The following is a 13471-nucleotide window of genomic DNA, read 5'->3' on the forward strand; positions in this document are numbered from 1 at the left end:
GATCACCAGTTCCTCACCATCCGGAACAAGCTCGATGCAGCTGACCAGCGTGCGGAGCTTGTCGGCAGCCTGTGCCCGCGTCTCCTCGTTGCCAAGCTGGTCGTGAAGAGCAGCGATCTCCTCGTGATAATACTTCGCCAGATTGGGGTAAGGATGCTGGCGCTCAACCCGTGCACCTGCAGGGTCGCCGGCTGGTAGCCGGGTGTCTTGCCGACAACGACTTTCTGGACCAGGTGACGGACGATCGGCATCAACTGCCGCTTGGCATCCTCATTGTCGCCCCGCGCGCCATGAGCATGAAATGACGCATCCTCAGTTCGGTCTCGTCAGGATTGTGGCGCTGCCTCAACTCCGCGATCTTCGCCGCCATGTCGAACTTGGAGACGTTCGCAGACAATTGCTTTGCCAATGCCTCCCGCCGCGCTTCCAGTTGGTCGAGCGTGTCGTCGGAGGGAGAGGCGAGGCCGGCCTTCGGCGGCGCGGTCGGTGATCTGTTGAATAATGGCTTTCTGTCTGCGTTCCAGTTCTTTAAGTTCCTGCCGGATCTGCTCCCATTCCGCTTCCGGACGACGCAGGCTGGATGTCTCTTCGGCGATAACGTTGGCGGACATCGTTTCGAATGCGCCGATGGAAAAGAAGGCCGCCGGCAGGCAGTCGAGCACCCTTTCCTCCACGTCCTGACGCGCAATGGTCTTGCTGTTACTGCAGCGCGCGCCTCCAAGGTCGTCGATCGGCAGGCGCTTGCGATGGTTGGTACAGCTATAGCGGTCCATTCCCGAGATCGCATAGGGGCCGCCGCACTCGGCGCCACTCCAGGAGGCGGCTCAGCAGATATTCCGGGCGGTGCGTCGCATTCAGCCGGTTGCTGCTGGTAGCTGCATGGAGCTCGCCGACTTCCTTCTGTCGGGCCTTCACCCGTTCCCAGAGCTCGTCGCTGACGATGCGCATAGACGGCAATTCTTCGCAGACCACTCGCCGGCGTCATTGGCGCGCGCATTGCGCAGCTCGGTCTGCGGGTTCTTGCGGTATTGTCTGCGGTTCCAGACGATGCGGCCGACTTAGCTCTCATTATTGAGAATGCCGGCGCCGCGGTCGCGGTGGCCGCGGATCGCGGTGTCGCGCCAGTAACGGCCGCGCGGTCCCTGGATGCCTTCCTTGTTAAGAAGCTCGGCGATATCGGCCGGCGACATGCCGTCGGAATACATCTGGAAGATTCGGCGCACGATCTCTGCCTTCACGGGATCGATGTCGCGCAGGCCCTTGATGCGGTCGCCGTTTGCGTCGCGCGCCTGTGAGAGCATGTAGCCGTAGGCGAGGCAGGTCGAGGCCTTGCCTTTCCGCACCGCGGTCTTCATTCCCTCCCGGGTGCGGTATCGGATCTGCTCGACCATCTCGTGGCTGAGGACTGCGCGGATCGACAGCTCCATATCCGTCACCGGCGTGCCGGCATGCACGGTCCAGAGATCGACGTCGTGATAGCGCAGGTCCTTGAGGATCTTCGAACTATGCTCGACATCGCGCGACAGGCGGTCGACAGTGACGCAGAGCACGACATCGATCCGGGTTCAGGCTGATGATGCGGCCGCGGTCACAGGTGCGCCCCCGGCCGAAAAATCGGACGGCCGGGTTGCAGGACGTCGCTACCTGGCACTTTTCGGAAAGGCGGGAAGCTTGCCGATATCCTTGGCGTCATGCTGCACGACAAGGGTAGCATCAAGCGCCTTGGCAATTCCCATTAGCCGCTCCATCGACGCCAGCGTCTCAGCGCGGTCGAAATTAAACCCCGGCACCCCCCGGCTCTCGAACTGCTCCTCGAAATGTGCAACATCGCCGGACAGCAGGACCGGTCCGGTTTCGCCAAGGCGGACCAACAGGCTGGTTTCGCCCGGCGTGTGGCCGGGTGTCGAAAGGATGGTAACCGTGCCATCGCCGAAAACGTCGCGGTCGCCCGAGATGGCGTCAACCTTTGAGCCGCCGTCGAGCCACGGCTTGACGAAGGCCGGATCGACGGCGAAGGGCAGGGGATCGGCCTTGAACTGGGCAAAGTCAGCAGCGCCGATCATCAATGTTGCCTGCGGAAATGTCGCGGCCTGGCCGACATGGTCGAAATGATTGTGACTGATGCCGAGGCGGCTGATCTGCTCGGGCTTAACGTCGATTTCTGCGAGCTGGGTCGGAATGTCCTTTGCAAGCGTTGGAGCAAGGACCGCTTTTGGATCGAGCTTTGCCCCGAGAAGACCAAGCGGCAATCCGGCGTCCCAGAGCATGTAGTCGCGGTCATGTCGGATCACGTAGCAGCTGTCAGTCAGCGTCCGCTTTTCGCCGACGTGATTGTACGTATCGGAAAAAAGTGAGAGGTCGCGGACTTCGATCTCGCCGCAGTCGAGCCGCCAGAGTTCGACTTCGGCGGAATGGGCGGTGGATGCCGTCAGGGCGGCGGCGGAAAAGAGGATTGTTGCAATCGGGCTCATGTCAGTCTCCTTGGACGTGGAGACCGCTTTTGACGCATCCTGTTCGCCGAGGAGGGTCCGGTTCGATCGATTTCGAGCCCGAAACGCTCACCTGTGCGGTTTTTTATTGGAACGTCCTGCGTTATCGTTTCGACATGAACATTCATTCCAAAAGCAGCGACGACGCCCATCTTCGATCCACGCTCGTGGAGAACCTGCGGCCGATGATGGCGCCGGACGGCACGGCCGGGCGATATGCGCACGGCCACCAGCTCTTTTCCTACTGTTCTCTCGACAGAGAGCGTCTGAAAGCGATCGAGCTTCCGTGGCCTCTCATCGGCATCATGCTGAGAGGTCGCAAGGAAGTCTGGCTCGGCGATACGACGCATTTCTTTGAACCGGGCACTGTCTTCGTCCTTCCCGCGCGCGTGCCGATGGATGTCGTCAATATTCCTGACGGCCCCACCTCCTCCTATGAATCGCTACTGCTGGAGGTGCCGGCGTTTCCAGCCGGCATGGCGCCGCTGACGAGAGGCGAGAAGACGAGCATTCGCGATCGCGACAGGCAGTTAAGCGTGCCGCTCGATCTAGATCTCGTACATACACTAATTCATGCGGCGACGGCGATCGCCAGCGAAGCGCTGGGCGAAGCGGTCAAGGCGGTGCGGCTGATGGAGGTCCTGACTCTTCTGCGACCGATCCCCGCCGCCCGTCCGTTGTTCGAGGCCAGCCTGTCCGAGGAGGTGGCCTGGCTAATCGGTAGCGCGCCGTCGGAGGACTGGACGGTCGAGCGGGTCGCCGCCCGTCTCGGCCTAGGAGGCTCGACGCTGCGCCGTCGGCTTGCGGCGAAGGGCACAACCTTCCGCAGCCTCCTTCGAACCGAGCGGCTGCGGGCCGGCCAAACCGCGCTCGCCGCCGGCGCATCGAGTTTTGCCGCTGCCGAGGCCGCCGGCTATGCCTCACGCTCACATTTCGCCCGGCGCTATAGGGAAAGCTTCGGCCAATCGCCGAGCGGTCGCCGCTCCTGATAACGAGGTGTATGGTTTCGAACCTCATCAAGGCGATAGCGTAGATTCTCCCCAAGACGCTCAAGCGTGGATAATGAGCTCTTCGATCTCGTATCCCTCCCGTTCAATTTTTTGCAAACCGTTCCCGTCACACCATTACCGCGTTCTTCCGGGGTCGTGCTTCTTGTCACAAGCAGCTATGCGCCCTCATTTCCGCCATTGCGGTCCCCTCGGCCGCCTCCCGAAAGCAGACACTCGACTCAGGCAGAATGATGACCGGGTTTGACCCAAAGCAGACTCAGGCTCGCCTCAAAAGACGCCAGTTTTGCCGCCCATGTCGGACGCTGAAAGTTTTAGCCGCATCCGAAAAGCGGACATTTGCGCGAACTGGCGAGAGAGCGGGTTGGTGCCACCAGAGGACCTCTGGCAATCGGAGGGCAGTTCTCGCGGCGTTGGGTCAGCTTTTCTTCCAAGCAAGTTCTGGAAAAGTGTCCCACGGTTTTCGGACAAGAACCTGCTTAGTGCCCGGATGTTAAGCCAAGCCCTTTTTGACCGCGGGCATTTCGAAGCCCGCGGTCAGTCGTCACGCCGCTGCACCAAGTCCGTAGCGGGCAACGGTCACCAGAAACAGCAGCATCGAGGCCAAAGTCAGTATCGCGCCGGCGCTCGCCAGAGCGGCGAACCTCCGACGATGACCATGGCAATACCTGGGGTCATGAGAGCGACACCGAGGATGGCAAGTCCAGCGTGAACGCGGGGAAGAATCCCCTGCGCTGCTGTGGGGGTCAGTCGGTAGTACAGACCAAACAACGCCAGTGTCGTCCATCCCACCAGGTTGAGGTGCGCATGGGCCGGCGCCAGCAAATGGTCCTCGCTGATTGCCATCTGGATCCCCCAACCCATGCCAGACGTGACGCACACGACCGCCGCGAGAAAAAAGATAAAGGCGATGTCACGCATATCAGCCTCTCTGCGCCAGCCCGGGGCCGGTAAACTGCGAGCCATAGCGTGCCGCACATTCGGCAACAGCGGCGATGTCACGCGGTATTTGAAAACCGCCTGCGGCGACTTCTTTGAAAAAGCCTTCAAAGCCACCCGGCGTCAGCACGGCGATGCAAACAGCGCCATCGGGACCGGTGCGGAAGCTATGACGCTTGCCACGTGGGATATGCGCAGTCTCCATCGGACCGCGCCGAAACACAGTGCCCTCAAGTTCGAAATCAATGACGCCTTCCAGCACAAGGAAAGTTTCGTCCTCGGCCTCGTGGACGTGCGAAGGCGGGCCTTCAAGCGGGCCGGCAACGCCGTGGACGATGGACATGGCGCCTTGAGTTTCGGCGGAGGACAACAGGATGCGATAGGTGGTGCCGTTCCAGCTATGAGACTGCTGTGGCTGGGTGTATGTGTTCATGATGCAGGGACCTTTGTGGTTGGTTGATGGAAGGGCCCCGAGGTAACGCACCGCCGGACTTGTGATAAATTGAATGATTGTATCGACTGAATTGGTCCCATGAATTTATCCGCGTTCGACCTCAACCTGTTGAAAGTGCTTGATGCCTTGTTGCGCGAACGGTCTACCGTGCGCGCCGGGGAGCGGGTTGGCCTATCGCAGCCGGCGGTGTCAGCGGCCCTTGGGCGGTTGCGCGCCGCCTTCGGCGATCCACTGCTTGTGCGTGATGGCCAGCAAATGCGCCCCACCGAATTCGCACTTGGTTTGGTGTTGCCGCTGACGCAACTGCTCGAGGATTCAAGCCGTCTTTTGAACCCGGCAAGCTTCGATCCAGTGGGTGCGGTGCAGACTTTCCGCATTGCAGCGTCGGATTTTTTCACCGAGATGATGCTTCCCGGCCTACTGGCTAACCTGGAACAGCAGGCGCCCGGCATTTCGCTGCGCTATACTGACTCGCCCAATCTTCAGACCATGGACGACCTACGAGAAGCCAGGCTGGATCTGATTTTGTTGCCTGCGGGCAATTTTTCGCCCTGGGTCGATTGGCGACCGATTTTTCATGCTAGTTACGTTGTTGTTGCGCGGCAGGATCATCCGGTTCTACGCCAGCACGATGTTACGCCAGCGGCGGCGATGCCCGTCGAACTGTATTGCAGCCTGCGCCACGCCGCCTTCCGTGTCATCGAGTCGGCGCCCGATCGAGAAACTGCCGCACTTGCTGCACTGGGTCTGCAACGCGAAGTAGTTCTGTCGGTGCCAACCTTTACGGCCGTCTTGCGGTCTGTAGCGGCGACAAACCTCGTCGGAATTGTACCGCGCCGGATGGCCCACAAAGTGGCCGTCGCAGAGGGGCTTGCCATTCATCCGCTGCCCTTTGCTTTACCGCCAACGCTGTTGGCAATGATTTGGCACCGGCGCAATTCCGCCTCCCGTGCACACGCCTGGTTGCGCGATCAGGTCTCCGAAATACTCACGCCACTCGATGATCTTGAACAGGCCGGCGTCGGCAACGCGGTATTGGGAGGCCCTGGCAATATCGATTGATTGCAGGGCAGGTTTGCGTCCCGTATCGGGCGTTATTGAACGGCTGCTCGCGATACTTAGAAGCCGAAAACCGACCGTCAGTTTCCGGCTATTTCGGAACTCCAGGCGCAGTCGGGCAAACGTCTCCTGCTGGCGCAAAGCAGTCCGCGCTATACTGGACGTGAAGATCGGCTTTTTAGCCCTATCATCCTGGAAGCCGGACGGTCCGCCTTCGGCCCCCTGAATCCTTTCGCTCACGCGTTTTTTCGAAGGCAATGGAGGCCGAAGGAGAACTCAGATGGGTATTGCACAATATGATCCTGCTGCATTGGGCCGACCGGCTTGGAACGCCGGCCGGACGGTTGGCGTCAAGAGGCCGTTAAAGCAGCGCCAGATTTGGGCGATCCGCTTCTTCCTGGACCGGGAGGGGCGCATGAGAGATCGCGCGCTGTTTGATCTCGCAATAGACAGCAAGCTCCGGGGCTGCGATCTCGTTAAGATCAAAATCGGAACCCTCGTCACAGGTCAAGAAATTCGAACCCGCGCCATGGTCGTTCAGCAAAAGACCGGTCGTCCAGTACAGTTCGAGATCACAACCGAAGTTAGGGCAAGCCTGCTTGCATGGCTTGAACGGAGCGGTGGAACAGTTGACGACTACGCCTTTCCCAGTCGAGTCGATCATGCCCATCATCTTAGCACTCGTCAGTATGCCCGGTTGGTAGATGAGTGGGTAACTGCCATCGGGCCAAGACGCGAAGACTACGGCACGCACTCGCTTCGACGCACGAAAGCCGCAATGATCTACAAAGCGACCGGCAATCTTCGTGCAATCCAGATACTGCTCGGACATACCAAGATTGAGAACACGGTCAGGTACCTTGGTGTGGACATCGAGGATGCGCTGGAACTCGCGGAGCATATCGAGATTTGACGAAGGGCGGCCCTGCACGCGGCAGGGCCGCATCTCTCAGAGCGATGTTTCCGTGTTTCCAAATTGAGCGGTCGGCTATGCGCCGTCATTTCGGTCGGTCATACCACCTGCTGAAGTTCCTGAAAGCCGTCCGTCCGCTTCGCTAGTGTGGCCACGTCCGGAACGCGCCGATATTGTTGAAAAACTCCTGAGAAGGGTGGCACGTGTGATCTCGGTTGACGGTGTTAGGAATGAAATTCCGTTGTCGGCCATGATGTGGAATTGGATTGCGTGGCGTCGGAGAATCAACGCCTTCGAGCAACCTCATTTCAGCGTTTGCAATCCGAAGCCTCCCGCGAGGAGTTTTTCAACAGTATCCGCCACAAGCGGACATAACCATTATCAGCCAGCGAGGGCCAACCCTCCTTGGCGACCAATGTCCGTCTCAATTTCTCGAACTAAGCTGTCGAGAGCCGGATTTCTCGACTTACGTGCACGTCTCACAACATAGGCCAAGGATGGCGGCGGCGGCAGACGGTCGGTCATTATCTGCATCTCGCCTCGGATATGGCGGTCACTCAGCAGCGCTACACCCATCGTCGCGTTAACGGCGGACACAATACCAGCGGCGCTTGAACACTCGAAGACGGTTTCGAGAACCGCATCGTCCTGGCCGATGTCGAGCGCCCACTGGCGGTAGAAACACTCGTCGTCGAACGACAGAAACGGAATCGGGCCGTCCTGCGGGAGCGCCAAATCTGGATGCTTCACCCAGTGAAGGTCTTCACGGTATAGGACGACATCGGCGGGGCGTACCTCGTGGCTGAAGACCTGGACGATTGCGGCATCGAGTTCGCCACGTTCGAGCATGGCGCGTAGGACAAGGCTCATACGGACCTTGGTACGGACCGAGACATTCGGATGCAGACGCCGAAACCGCCCCAGAATGCGCGCGAGGTCGGTACACGTCGTGTCTTCGGTGAGGCCAAGGGCAAGCCGTCCCGCGAGCGGGGTCTTCGATAGGCTGAGCAGAGCCTCGTCGTGCAATCCGAGGATACGGCTGGCGTAGTCGAGCAGGTCTTCTCCCGCAGCGGTGAACATCGGACCCGCCGACTTCCGGCCGAGCAGCTCGCAGTCGAGACTGATTTCCAGTCTCTTGATCTTATGGCTTACGGCGGACTGCGAGAGGCCCAGAGCGATAGCCGCGCGGGTAATGCCGCCATGTTGGCGGATCGCGGAAAGCGCCCGTAATGCGTCGATCTCGAGGCGGCGACTGTTGAGTTCGTTCATGGCCATCTCCGTTCCAATCTCACGAACTTATCACGAACTGCGCCAACCATGACGCCAATTTGCGAAAAGTCATGAAGCCATCGAAATTTGTCATGTGTGCGTTTTGTGCGATCTGCCTATTGGTTGATCGTATTCCTCGCACCAGAGCGCTTGATGACCGACATCTCTCTTCCTTCCGCCACCTCGAACCGCAACCCTCTGCTATGGCCATTGCTCGCCACACTCCTGATCATCGGATGGAGTTCAGGCTTCGTCGGTATCCGGTATGCAAACCAGGAGGCGAGCGTCATGCTTCTCCTGTTCTGGCGGACGCTGCTTTCGGGACTGATCCTTCTGCCTTTCGCGTTGGCTATCGGGCCGCGCATATCCATGCGTGCGGTCAGAGATCAGGCTCTATTTGGCATCATGGCGGTGTTCCTGTACCTGGGAGGCTTCGCCTTGGCTATCGAGCAGAAAGTGCCCACTGGGCTGGTCGCGCTCATCGCCGACCTGTTGCCACTGGCGATCGCTGCTCTTTCACAGCCCGTCCTCGGCGAACGGCTGACCCCACGGCAATGGCTCGGTACCGCGATTGCCGTCATCGGCGTTTTGATCGTGTCCTTCGACAGCCTCAGTTTCGGCACGGCCCCGGTCTGGGCATACGGGCTGACCGTCGGTTCGATGCTGATATTCGCCGTCGCCTCGGTCCTGCACAGGCGACGCAAAACGCCGCATATGCCTGTCCATCAGAGTCTTTGCATCCAGACCCTGATGGGTTCGGTTCTCTTTGGCCTGTGTGCGTTGACGCAGGGCAGCCTTGCGCCACCGATGACCCGTGATTTCGCAGTCGGGATGATCTGGCTGGTCCTGATCGCGACGTTCCTCGCCTACGCCGTCTACTACACCAGTCTGCGGCTGTTCCCTGTTGCCAAGGTGAGCGCAGCTATCTATCTCAGCCCGCCCGTGACGATGCTGTGGGCATGGATGTTGTTTTCAGAGCCCCTGAGTGTCGCGATGTTCGCTGGACTGGCGGTGACGTTGGTTGGTGTATGGATGACCTCACGCGGCTGAGCGATACCGCACTCGGTTTTGACCACGGGATTGGAAGTAGTCCGCTTAGGGCCGACAGCGGAAATGATTTCCGCTTCGCGCCTCATGCCGGTCGTCGACACAACCCGCCTTAATTCCGAAAGGCGGTCAGTCTGCTATTCGAGTGATCGGAGGAGCGGAGCGATAAATCTACGACAAGTGGCAGTTTGTAATAAGCAATGCTACATCGGAGACACTCTCGCTCTTCCCGACTGGAGGCAAACATTCAGCTTCGCCATCTCACCACATTCGCGGCTGTCGCCGACACACTCAACTTCACCCACGCGGCCGAACGCGTTCATCTCTCTCAATCAAGCGTAACCGAGCAAATCCAGGCGTTGGAAGCCGACCTTGGCACTCGGCTTTTCGACCGGTCCCGCAGAAAGCTGATGCTCACGCCCGCCGGAGAGCGGCTGGTCGCTTACGCGGCGGAGCTGCTCAGGCTGGCCGAGGAAACGCATTCAGCGATTGCCGACGCTGGCAGCGTGGTGGCTGGAAGTCTCGTTATCGGTGGCCTTGAAACGCTTTGTGCCAACCGGTTGCCGCAACTGCTGGCGGAGTTCCACCGCCGTTACCCGGCGGTGGAACTCGCTCTGAAAACCGCCGACAGCGGCGGTCTGCGCAGCGGGGTGAAAAGCGGCGCCTTGGATATCGGCTTCCTTTTCGGTGAGGCAAAGGAATCCTTAGACATCCAAGGCGAGGCCGTTGCGGAAGATGCGCTGATGATTGTCCTGCCGGCCGGCCATCGTCTGGCAAAGCACGCAATGATCGGGCCGGAGAGCCTCGCCGGGGACGTTTTCCTCGTCACTCCGACTGGATGCATCTATCGAAGGATGTTCGATGAGGCCTTCGCAGCAACGCTCCCGGAAAGCCCAAGGATCATCGGGGAGTTCGCAAGTATTGGTTCGATAAAAGGGCTGGTCGAGGCCGGGCTGGGATGCGCGATGGTTCCGACATCGGCCCTTGTTCCCCCGCGCGATCTTGTCGTCGCCGTTCCGTGGTCGGGCACCAGCTCGACAGTGCCCCTCACAATGATTTGGCGCGCCCGACGCGCGCGACCTCCGGCGACGGCTGCCTTTCTCGCCGTCGCCAGGGAAAGTTTCGGGCGCTAGACCAGACGCTGCCCGCCGTCGACATGGACAACGGTCCCGGTCATGAACGTATTGCGAATCACCGCTTCGATCGCTTGTGCGATATCGTCCGGCTGTCCGATCCGTTGGACAAGCAACCGCTTTGCCATAGCTTCCAACGCGGCGGTTTTGCCCGCGCCCGCAAAGGACTCCCAAATAGGGGTGTCGACCCAACCCGGCGAGACGGCATTGACCCTCAGTGGTGCCAGTTCGACGGCGAGGGCGTAAACCAGAGACTCAAGTGCTCCGTTGATAGCGGCGACGACAGAACCCTTCGGCGCCGGTCGGTAGGCAGCGATACCGGAGGTTAGGGTAATTGAGCCGCCGGGGATCAGGCGCCGAGACCCATGCTTAGCGAGCATGACCGGCGCGATCACTTTCGAATCGACCACCCGGCGCGCCGTCGAAATATCCATATCGTCCAAAGGCACGTAGACGCCACCAACGTCGGCGGCGGTCCAGACAATATGATGGAGATCACCCGTCGATGCGAACAGTCGCTCTACATCGGCCTCACGCGTGACATCTGCGACGACAGTGTGGAGTCGCGGCGTATCAGCGCCAAGCCGCTCGCGAGCCAGCGTGAGCCGTTCGGAAGATCGACCGGCAATCGTCACCGTTGCTCCCCATTCCAGTAGCCTGTTGGCCACGGCGAGACCCATACCGGAACCGCCGCCGACAACGAGTATATGTTCCTGATGTTTGTTTGCTTCCATTGCTCTGTCCCTTCCGCTGTTGGAGGCGCGCATAGCGGCGTGCCGGATTGGCCGAAGGTTTACTTGCCCGAAGGTGGCGGAGGAAACGGGAATGTACGATTGTTTCAATCGGAAAAACCGGGAACGACAAGCGGGTCGAGGTCGAAACGAACCGGGGCGTGTTCTCAGGCGCCGTACGGAGGGAGATCGCATAGCGTTGGAGCTAATCGCGTGTTGCAAGGGCAGCGCCTCTGTTGATCACGCATCGCATTCCGATACAGAACCGTCCGCTTTGACATTGTGTACTGGGCCGGTCCGCTCCAATGAGCCCGACAGGGTCCGCATTGCCGTATCACCGCTGTTTGTCACAACTATCGCGGTTTACGCAATCGCTCAGTAGCCTTTCGGAAATGATTTCCGCTTTGCGCCTTCTAGTCAGCCGTTCCGGCGGCTATGCCGAATCCCCGAAAGCAGACGTTGGGCTCGGGCCGTCTCAACATCCGATCTGGGGTGGAGAGCGGCCACTCGCCAAGGTAGATTGGGACGACTCGCGAGCATGGAGCGGAAGTACAGGCGAACGGCTTCGGGCTTCGGGAGACTTGCCAAACGCGGTTCATTCCGGAAGCCCCGCTAGGCGATAGCCAGCCACGATATGCTGGCGCACGTCTTCCGCCGGGAAAGGCTGCGATGCCGACCAGTGCCGGATGGTGAAGTGCGGGTTGCTTATCATGAACATTTTCGCCTCCCAGCGCGCCTCCTCCAAGCGGCCAAGCTGCGCCAGACTCGCTGCCAGCAGGCGTCGTGAAGTCGTGCGATAAGTTTCGGGCCTGCGCAGCGTTTGGACCGCTGATTTGTAGTCGCCGATGGAATATTGAGCCTGGCCCAACATCCAGTAATACCAACCGGGCGGGTGAGGATTGAGCCGGAGCGCCTTCCGCACCTGCTCAATGGCTTCCGCAGGCCGCCCGTTTTCCGTCGTCAGTTCAGCCTGCATCGCCCATGCGTCGGCGTGGTTGGGGTCCAGCTTGTGGGCGGCGTTGAATTCGGCATCCGAATCCGCCCAGCGGCTCTCGTGGCCCAATATTACGCCCAATACCCAGCGATTCCCTGCATCGTTCGGGTCGAGTTCGACCGCGCGCTGTGCTTCGGCAAGGGCTTTTGCGCGGTTGGGATCCATCGGTTCGTCCCAGAACTCCCAGCCCAGCCAGAGGTTCAGTGCCAGCCAACGGTGCGCCTCCGCGTATTCCGGATCGAGCGCGATTGCCCGGTTCAGCAGGAAAATGGCTTCTTTCGCGGTGTGCGCCGTTTGCAGGCCAAGGGCCCGCGCGCGCACACAGAGGTCATAGGCTTCCAGGTTGCTTGGTCTGTTGCGCGCCGGCGCGGCGATCAGGCGGCCCACCAAAGCTTCGACAATTTTGCCGGTCACCTCGTCCTGAACAGCGAAGATATCTTCAAGGCTCCGGTCGAATCGTTCGGCCCAAAGATGGTCACCCGCGATCGCGTCGATCAGTTGGGCATTTATACGCACCCGTCCCGCTGCCCGCCGTGCACTCCCTTCAAGAAGATGGCGCACTCCTAGCTCGCGCGCGATGCGACGCACATCCATGTGCCTGCCCTTGTAGGCAAATGCCGAGTTGCTGGCGATGACGAACAACTCACTGGTTCTCGACAGATCCGTGATCAGGTCTTCGGTGAGGCCATCGACAAATGCCTCCTGCTCCGGATCGTTGCTCATGTTCGTAAATGGGAGGACGGCGATGGAGGGCTTGGTGGGGAGCGGCAGCGGCGCTTTGTCCGCCGGCACGCCATCTTCCGATGCGGTCGACAACGGAATCCGGTAGACGGACACCGGTTCGGCGACGTTCTTGATCGATTGCGGACCAAGTTCGTCGAAGCCGCAATCAAGCTTCCGCTTGACCTGGTCGTAGATGCCGCCGGAGACACAGATATCTCCTGCCCCGGCCATCGCCTGAAGTCGCACGGCGACAACGACGCCATCGCCGAACAGATCGCCGGCCTCGACAACGACGTCGCCCAGATTAATGCCGATATGAAGGTTGATTTGCCGGTCGGCAGGCATACCCTCGTTGGCGGCCGCCATCCGCTTCTGGAGTTCGACGGCGCATAACACAGCGTTCACAGCACTTCCGAACTCCACGAGAACGCCATCACCCATCACTTTTACGACACGGCCTTGGCGGTCGCGGACCAGTGGTTCGAGGATCTCCTTTCGCCGCCCCCTTAACGCGGCCAATGTTCCTTGCTCGTCCTGGTCCAGAAGTCGACTGTAGCCCACCACGTCGGCAGCCAATATGGCGGCAAGACGGCGCTGGGCCCGTTCTTCGGACATTTCGTATTGCCTTCGTAGAACGCAGAGATCGGATTGTATGACGACTATTTCAAAAGTCTATCGGGGACTTCGAGGTTCGACCGCCAGCAGGCTACATG

General features: G+C 60.1%; 14 protein-coding genes. 6 read left to right on the top strand and 8 right to left on the bottom strand.

Going from position 1 to position 13471, the window contains the following annotated elements; genetic code table 11:
• The coding region (locus tag AC1DMK_RS22480) for a hypothetical protein (RefSeq protein ID WP_477862141.1) at window positions 1–198 on the top strand (198 nt) is incomplete at its 5' end.
• Window positions 199–326: 128 nt separating this feature from the next.
• Here AC1DMK_RS22480 and AC1DMK_RS22485 read toward each other — a convergent pair.
• The 3 genes from AC1DMK_RS22485 to AC1DMK_RS22495 form a co-directional block, all read right to left on the bottom strand.
• Complete coding sequence (locus AC1DMK_RS22485) at window positions 327–773, bottom strand: hypothetical protein (protein WP_477862143.1); 447 nt, start codon at window positions 771–773, stop codon at window positions 327–329.
• A 285-nt stretch (window positions 774–1058) separates the two neighbouring features.
• Window positions 1059–1550 carry a recombinase family protein gene (locus tag AC1DMK_RS22490; RefSeq protein ID WP_051974113.1) on the bottom strand — a complete coding sequence of 164 codons (492 nt, stop codon included), beginning with the start codon at window positions 1548–1550 and terminating at the stop codon, window positions 1059–1061.
• A gap of 90 nt (window positions 1551–1640) precedes the next feature.
• Complete coding sequence (locus AC1DMK_RS22495; protein ID WP_477862145.1) at window positions 1641–2471, bottom strand: N-acyl homoserine lactonase family protein; 831 nt, start codon at window positions 2469–2471, stop codon at window positions 1641–1643.
• Between the two features lie 29 nt (window positions 2472–2500).
• On the opposite strand from AC1DMK_RS22495, the gene AC1DMK_RS22500 reads away from it, so the two are divergent.
• Window positions 2501–3478 carry a helix-turn-helix domain-containing protein gene (locus AC1DMK_RS22500; RefSeq protein ID WP_477862147.1) on the top strand — a complete coding sequence of 326 codons (978 nt, stop codon included), beginning with the start codon at window positions 2501–2503 and terminating at the stop codon, window positions 3476–3478.
• Between the two features lie 627 nt (window positions 3479–4105).
• Here the strand turns inward: AC1DMK_RS22500 and AC1DMK_RS22505 are convergent.
• On the bottom strand, window positions 4106–4417 hold the full coding sequence (locus tag AC1DMK_RS22505) for a hypothetical protein (protein ID WP_477862148.1): 312 nt from the start codon (window positions 4415–4417) through the stop codon (window positions 4106–4108).
• Between the two features lies 1 nt (window position 4418).
• Window positions 4419–4868 carry a cupin domain-containing protein gene (locus tag AC1DMK_RS22510; RefSeq protein WP_037065342.1) on the bottom strand — a complete coding sequence of 150 codons (450 nt, stop codon included), beginning with the start codon at window positions 4866–4868 and terminating at the stop codon, window positions 4419–4421.
• A 99-nt stretch (window positions 4869–4967) separates the two neighbouring features.
• Between AC1DMK_RS22510 and AC1DMK_RS22515 the strand changes: the two genes are divergently transcribed.
• Window positions 4968–5951: a LysR family transcriptional regulator gene (locus tag AC1DMK_RS22515; RefSeq protein WP_477862150.1), complete on the top strand. Its 984-nt coding sequence runs from the start codon at window positions 4968–4970 to the stop codon at window positions 5949–5951.
• Window positions 5952–6228: 277 nt separating this feature from the next.
• Window positions 6229–6861 carry a tyrosine-type recombinase/integrase gene (locus AC1DMK_RS22520; protein WP_477862152.1) on the top strand — a complete coding sequence of 211 codons (633 nt, stop codon included), beginning with the start codon at window positions 6229–6231 and terminating at the stop codon, window positions 6859–6861.
• A gap of 381 nt (window positions 6862–7242) precedes the next feature.
• On the opposite strand, the gene AC1DMK_RS22525 is transcribed toward AC1DMK_RS22520, so the two are convergent.
• Complete coding sequence (locus AC1DMK_RS22525; RefSeq protein ID WP_037065328.1) at window positions 7243–8130, bottom strand: LysR family transcriptional regulator; 888 nt, start codon at window positions 8128–8130, stop codon at window positions 7243–7245.
• A 153-nt stretch (window positions 8131–8283) separates the two neighbouring features.
• On the opposite strand from AC1DMK_RS22525, the gene AC1DMK_RS22530 reads away from it, so the two are divergent.
• Both AC1DMK_RS22530 and AC1DMK_RS22535 read left to right on the top strand, forming a co-directional pair.
• Window positions 8284–9180, top strand: coding sequence for a DMT family transporter (locus AC1DMK_RS22530; RefSeq protein WP_477862155.1), 897 nt, complete (start codon window positions 8284–8286; stop codon window positions 9178–9180).
• Between the two features lie 197 nt (window positions 9181–9377).
• Window positions 9378–10310, top strand: coding sequence for a LysR family transcriptional regulator (locus tag AC1DMK_RS22535; protein ID WP_477862157.1), 933 nt, complete (start codon window positions 9378–9380; stop codon window positions 10308–10310).
• Here AC1DMK_RS22535 and AC1DMK_RS22540 read toward each other — a convergent pair.
• Window positions 10307–11044 carry an SDR family oxidoreductase gene (locus tag AC1DMK_RS22540; RefSeq protein WP_477862159.1) on the bottom strand — a complete coding sequence of 246 codons (738 nt, stop codon included), beginning with the start codon at window positions 11042–11044 and terminating at the stop codon, window positions 10307–10309. The two genes, AC1DMK_RS22535 and AC1DMK_RS22540, sit on opposite strands and share 4 nt — an antisense overlap.
• 592 nt (window positions 11045–11636) lie before the next feature.
• Complete coding sequence (locus AC1DMK_RS22545) at window positions 11637–13373, bottom strand: adenylate/guanylate cyclase domain-containing protein (RefSeq protein WP_477862161.1); 1737 nt, start codon at window positions 13371–13373, stop codon at window positions 11637–11639.
• Window positions 13374–13471 lie beyond the last annotated feature (98 nt).

This window comes from Rhizobium sp. 05L419 (assembly GCF_056397845.1).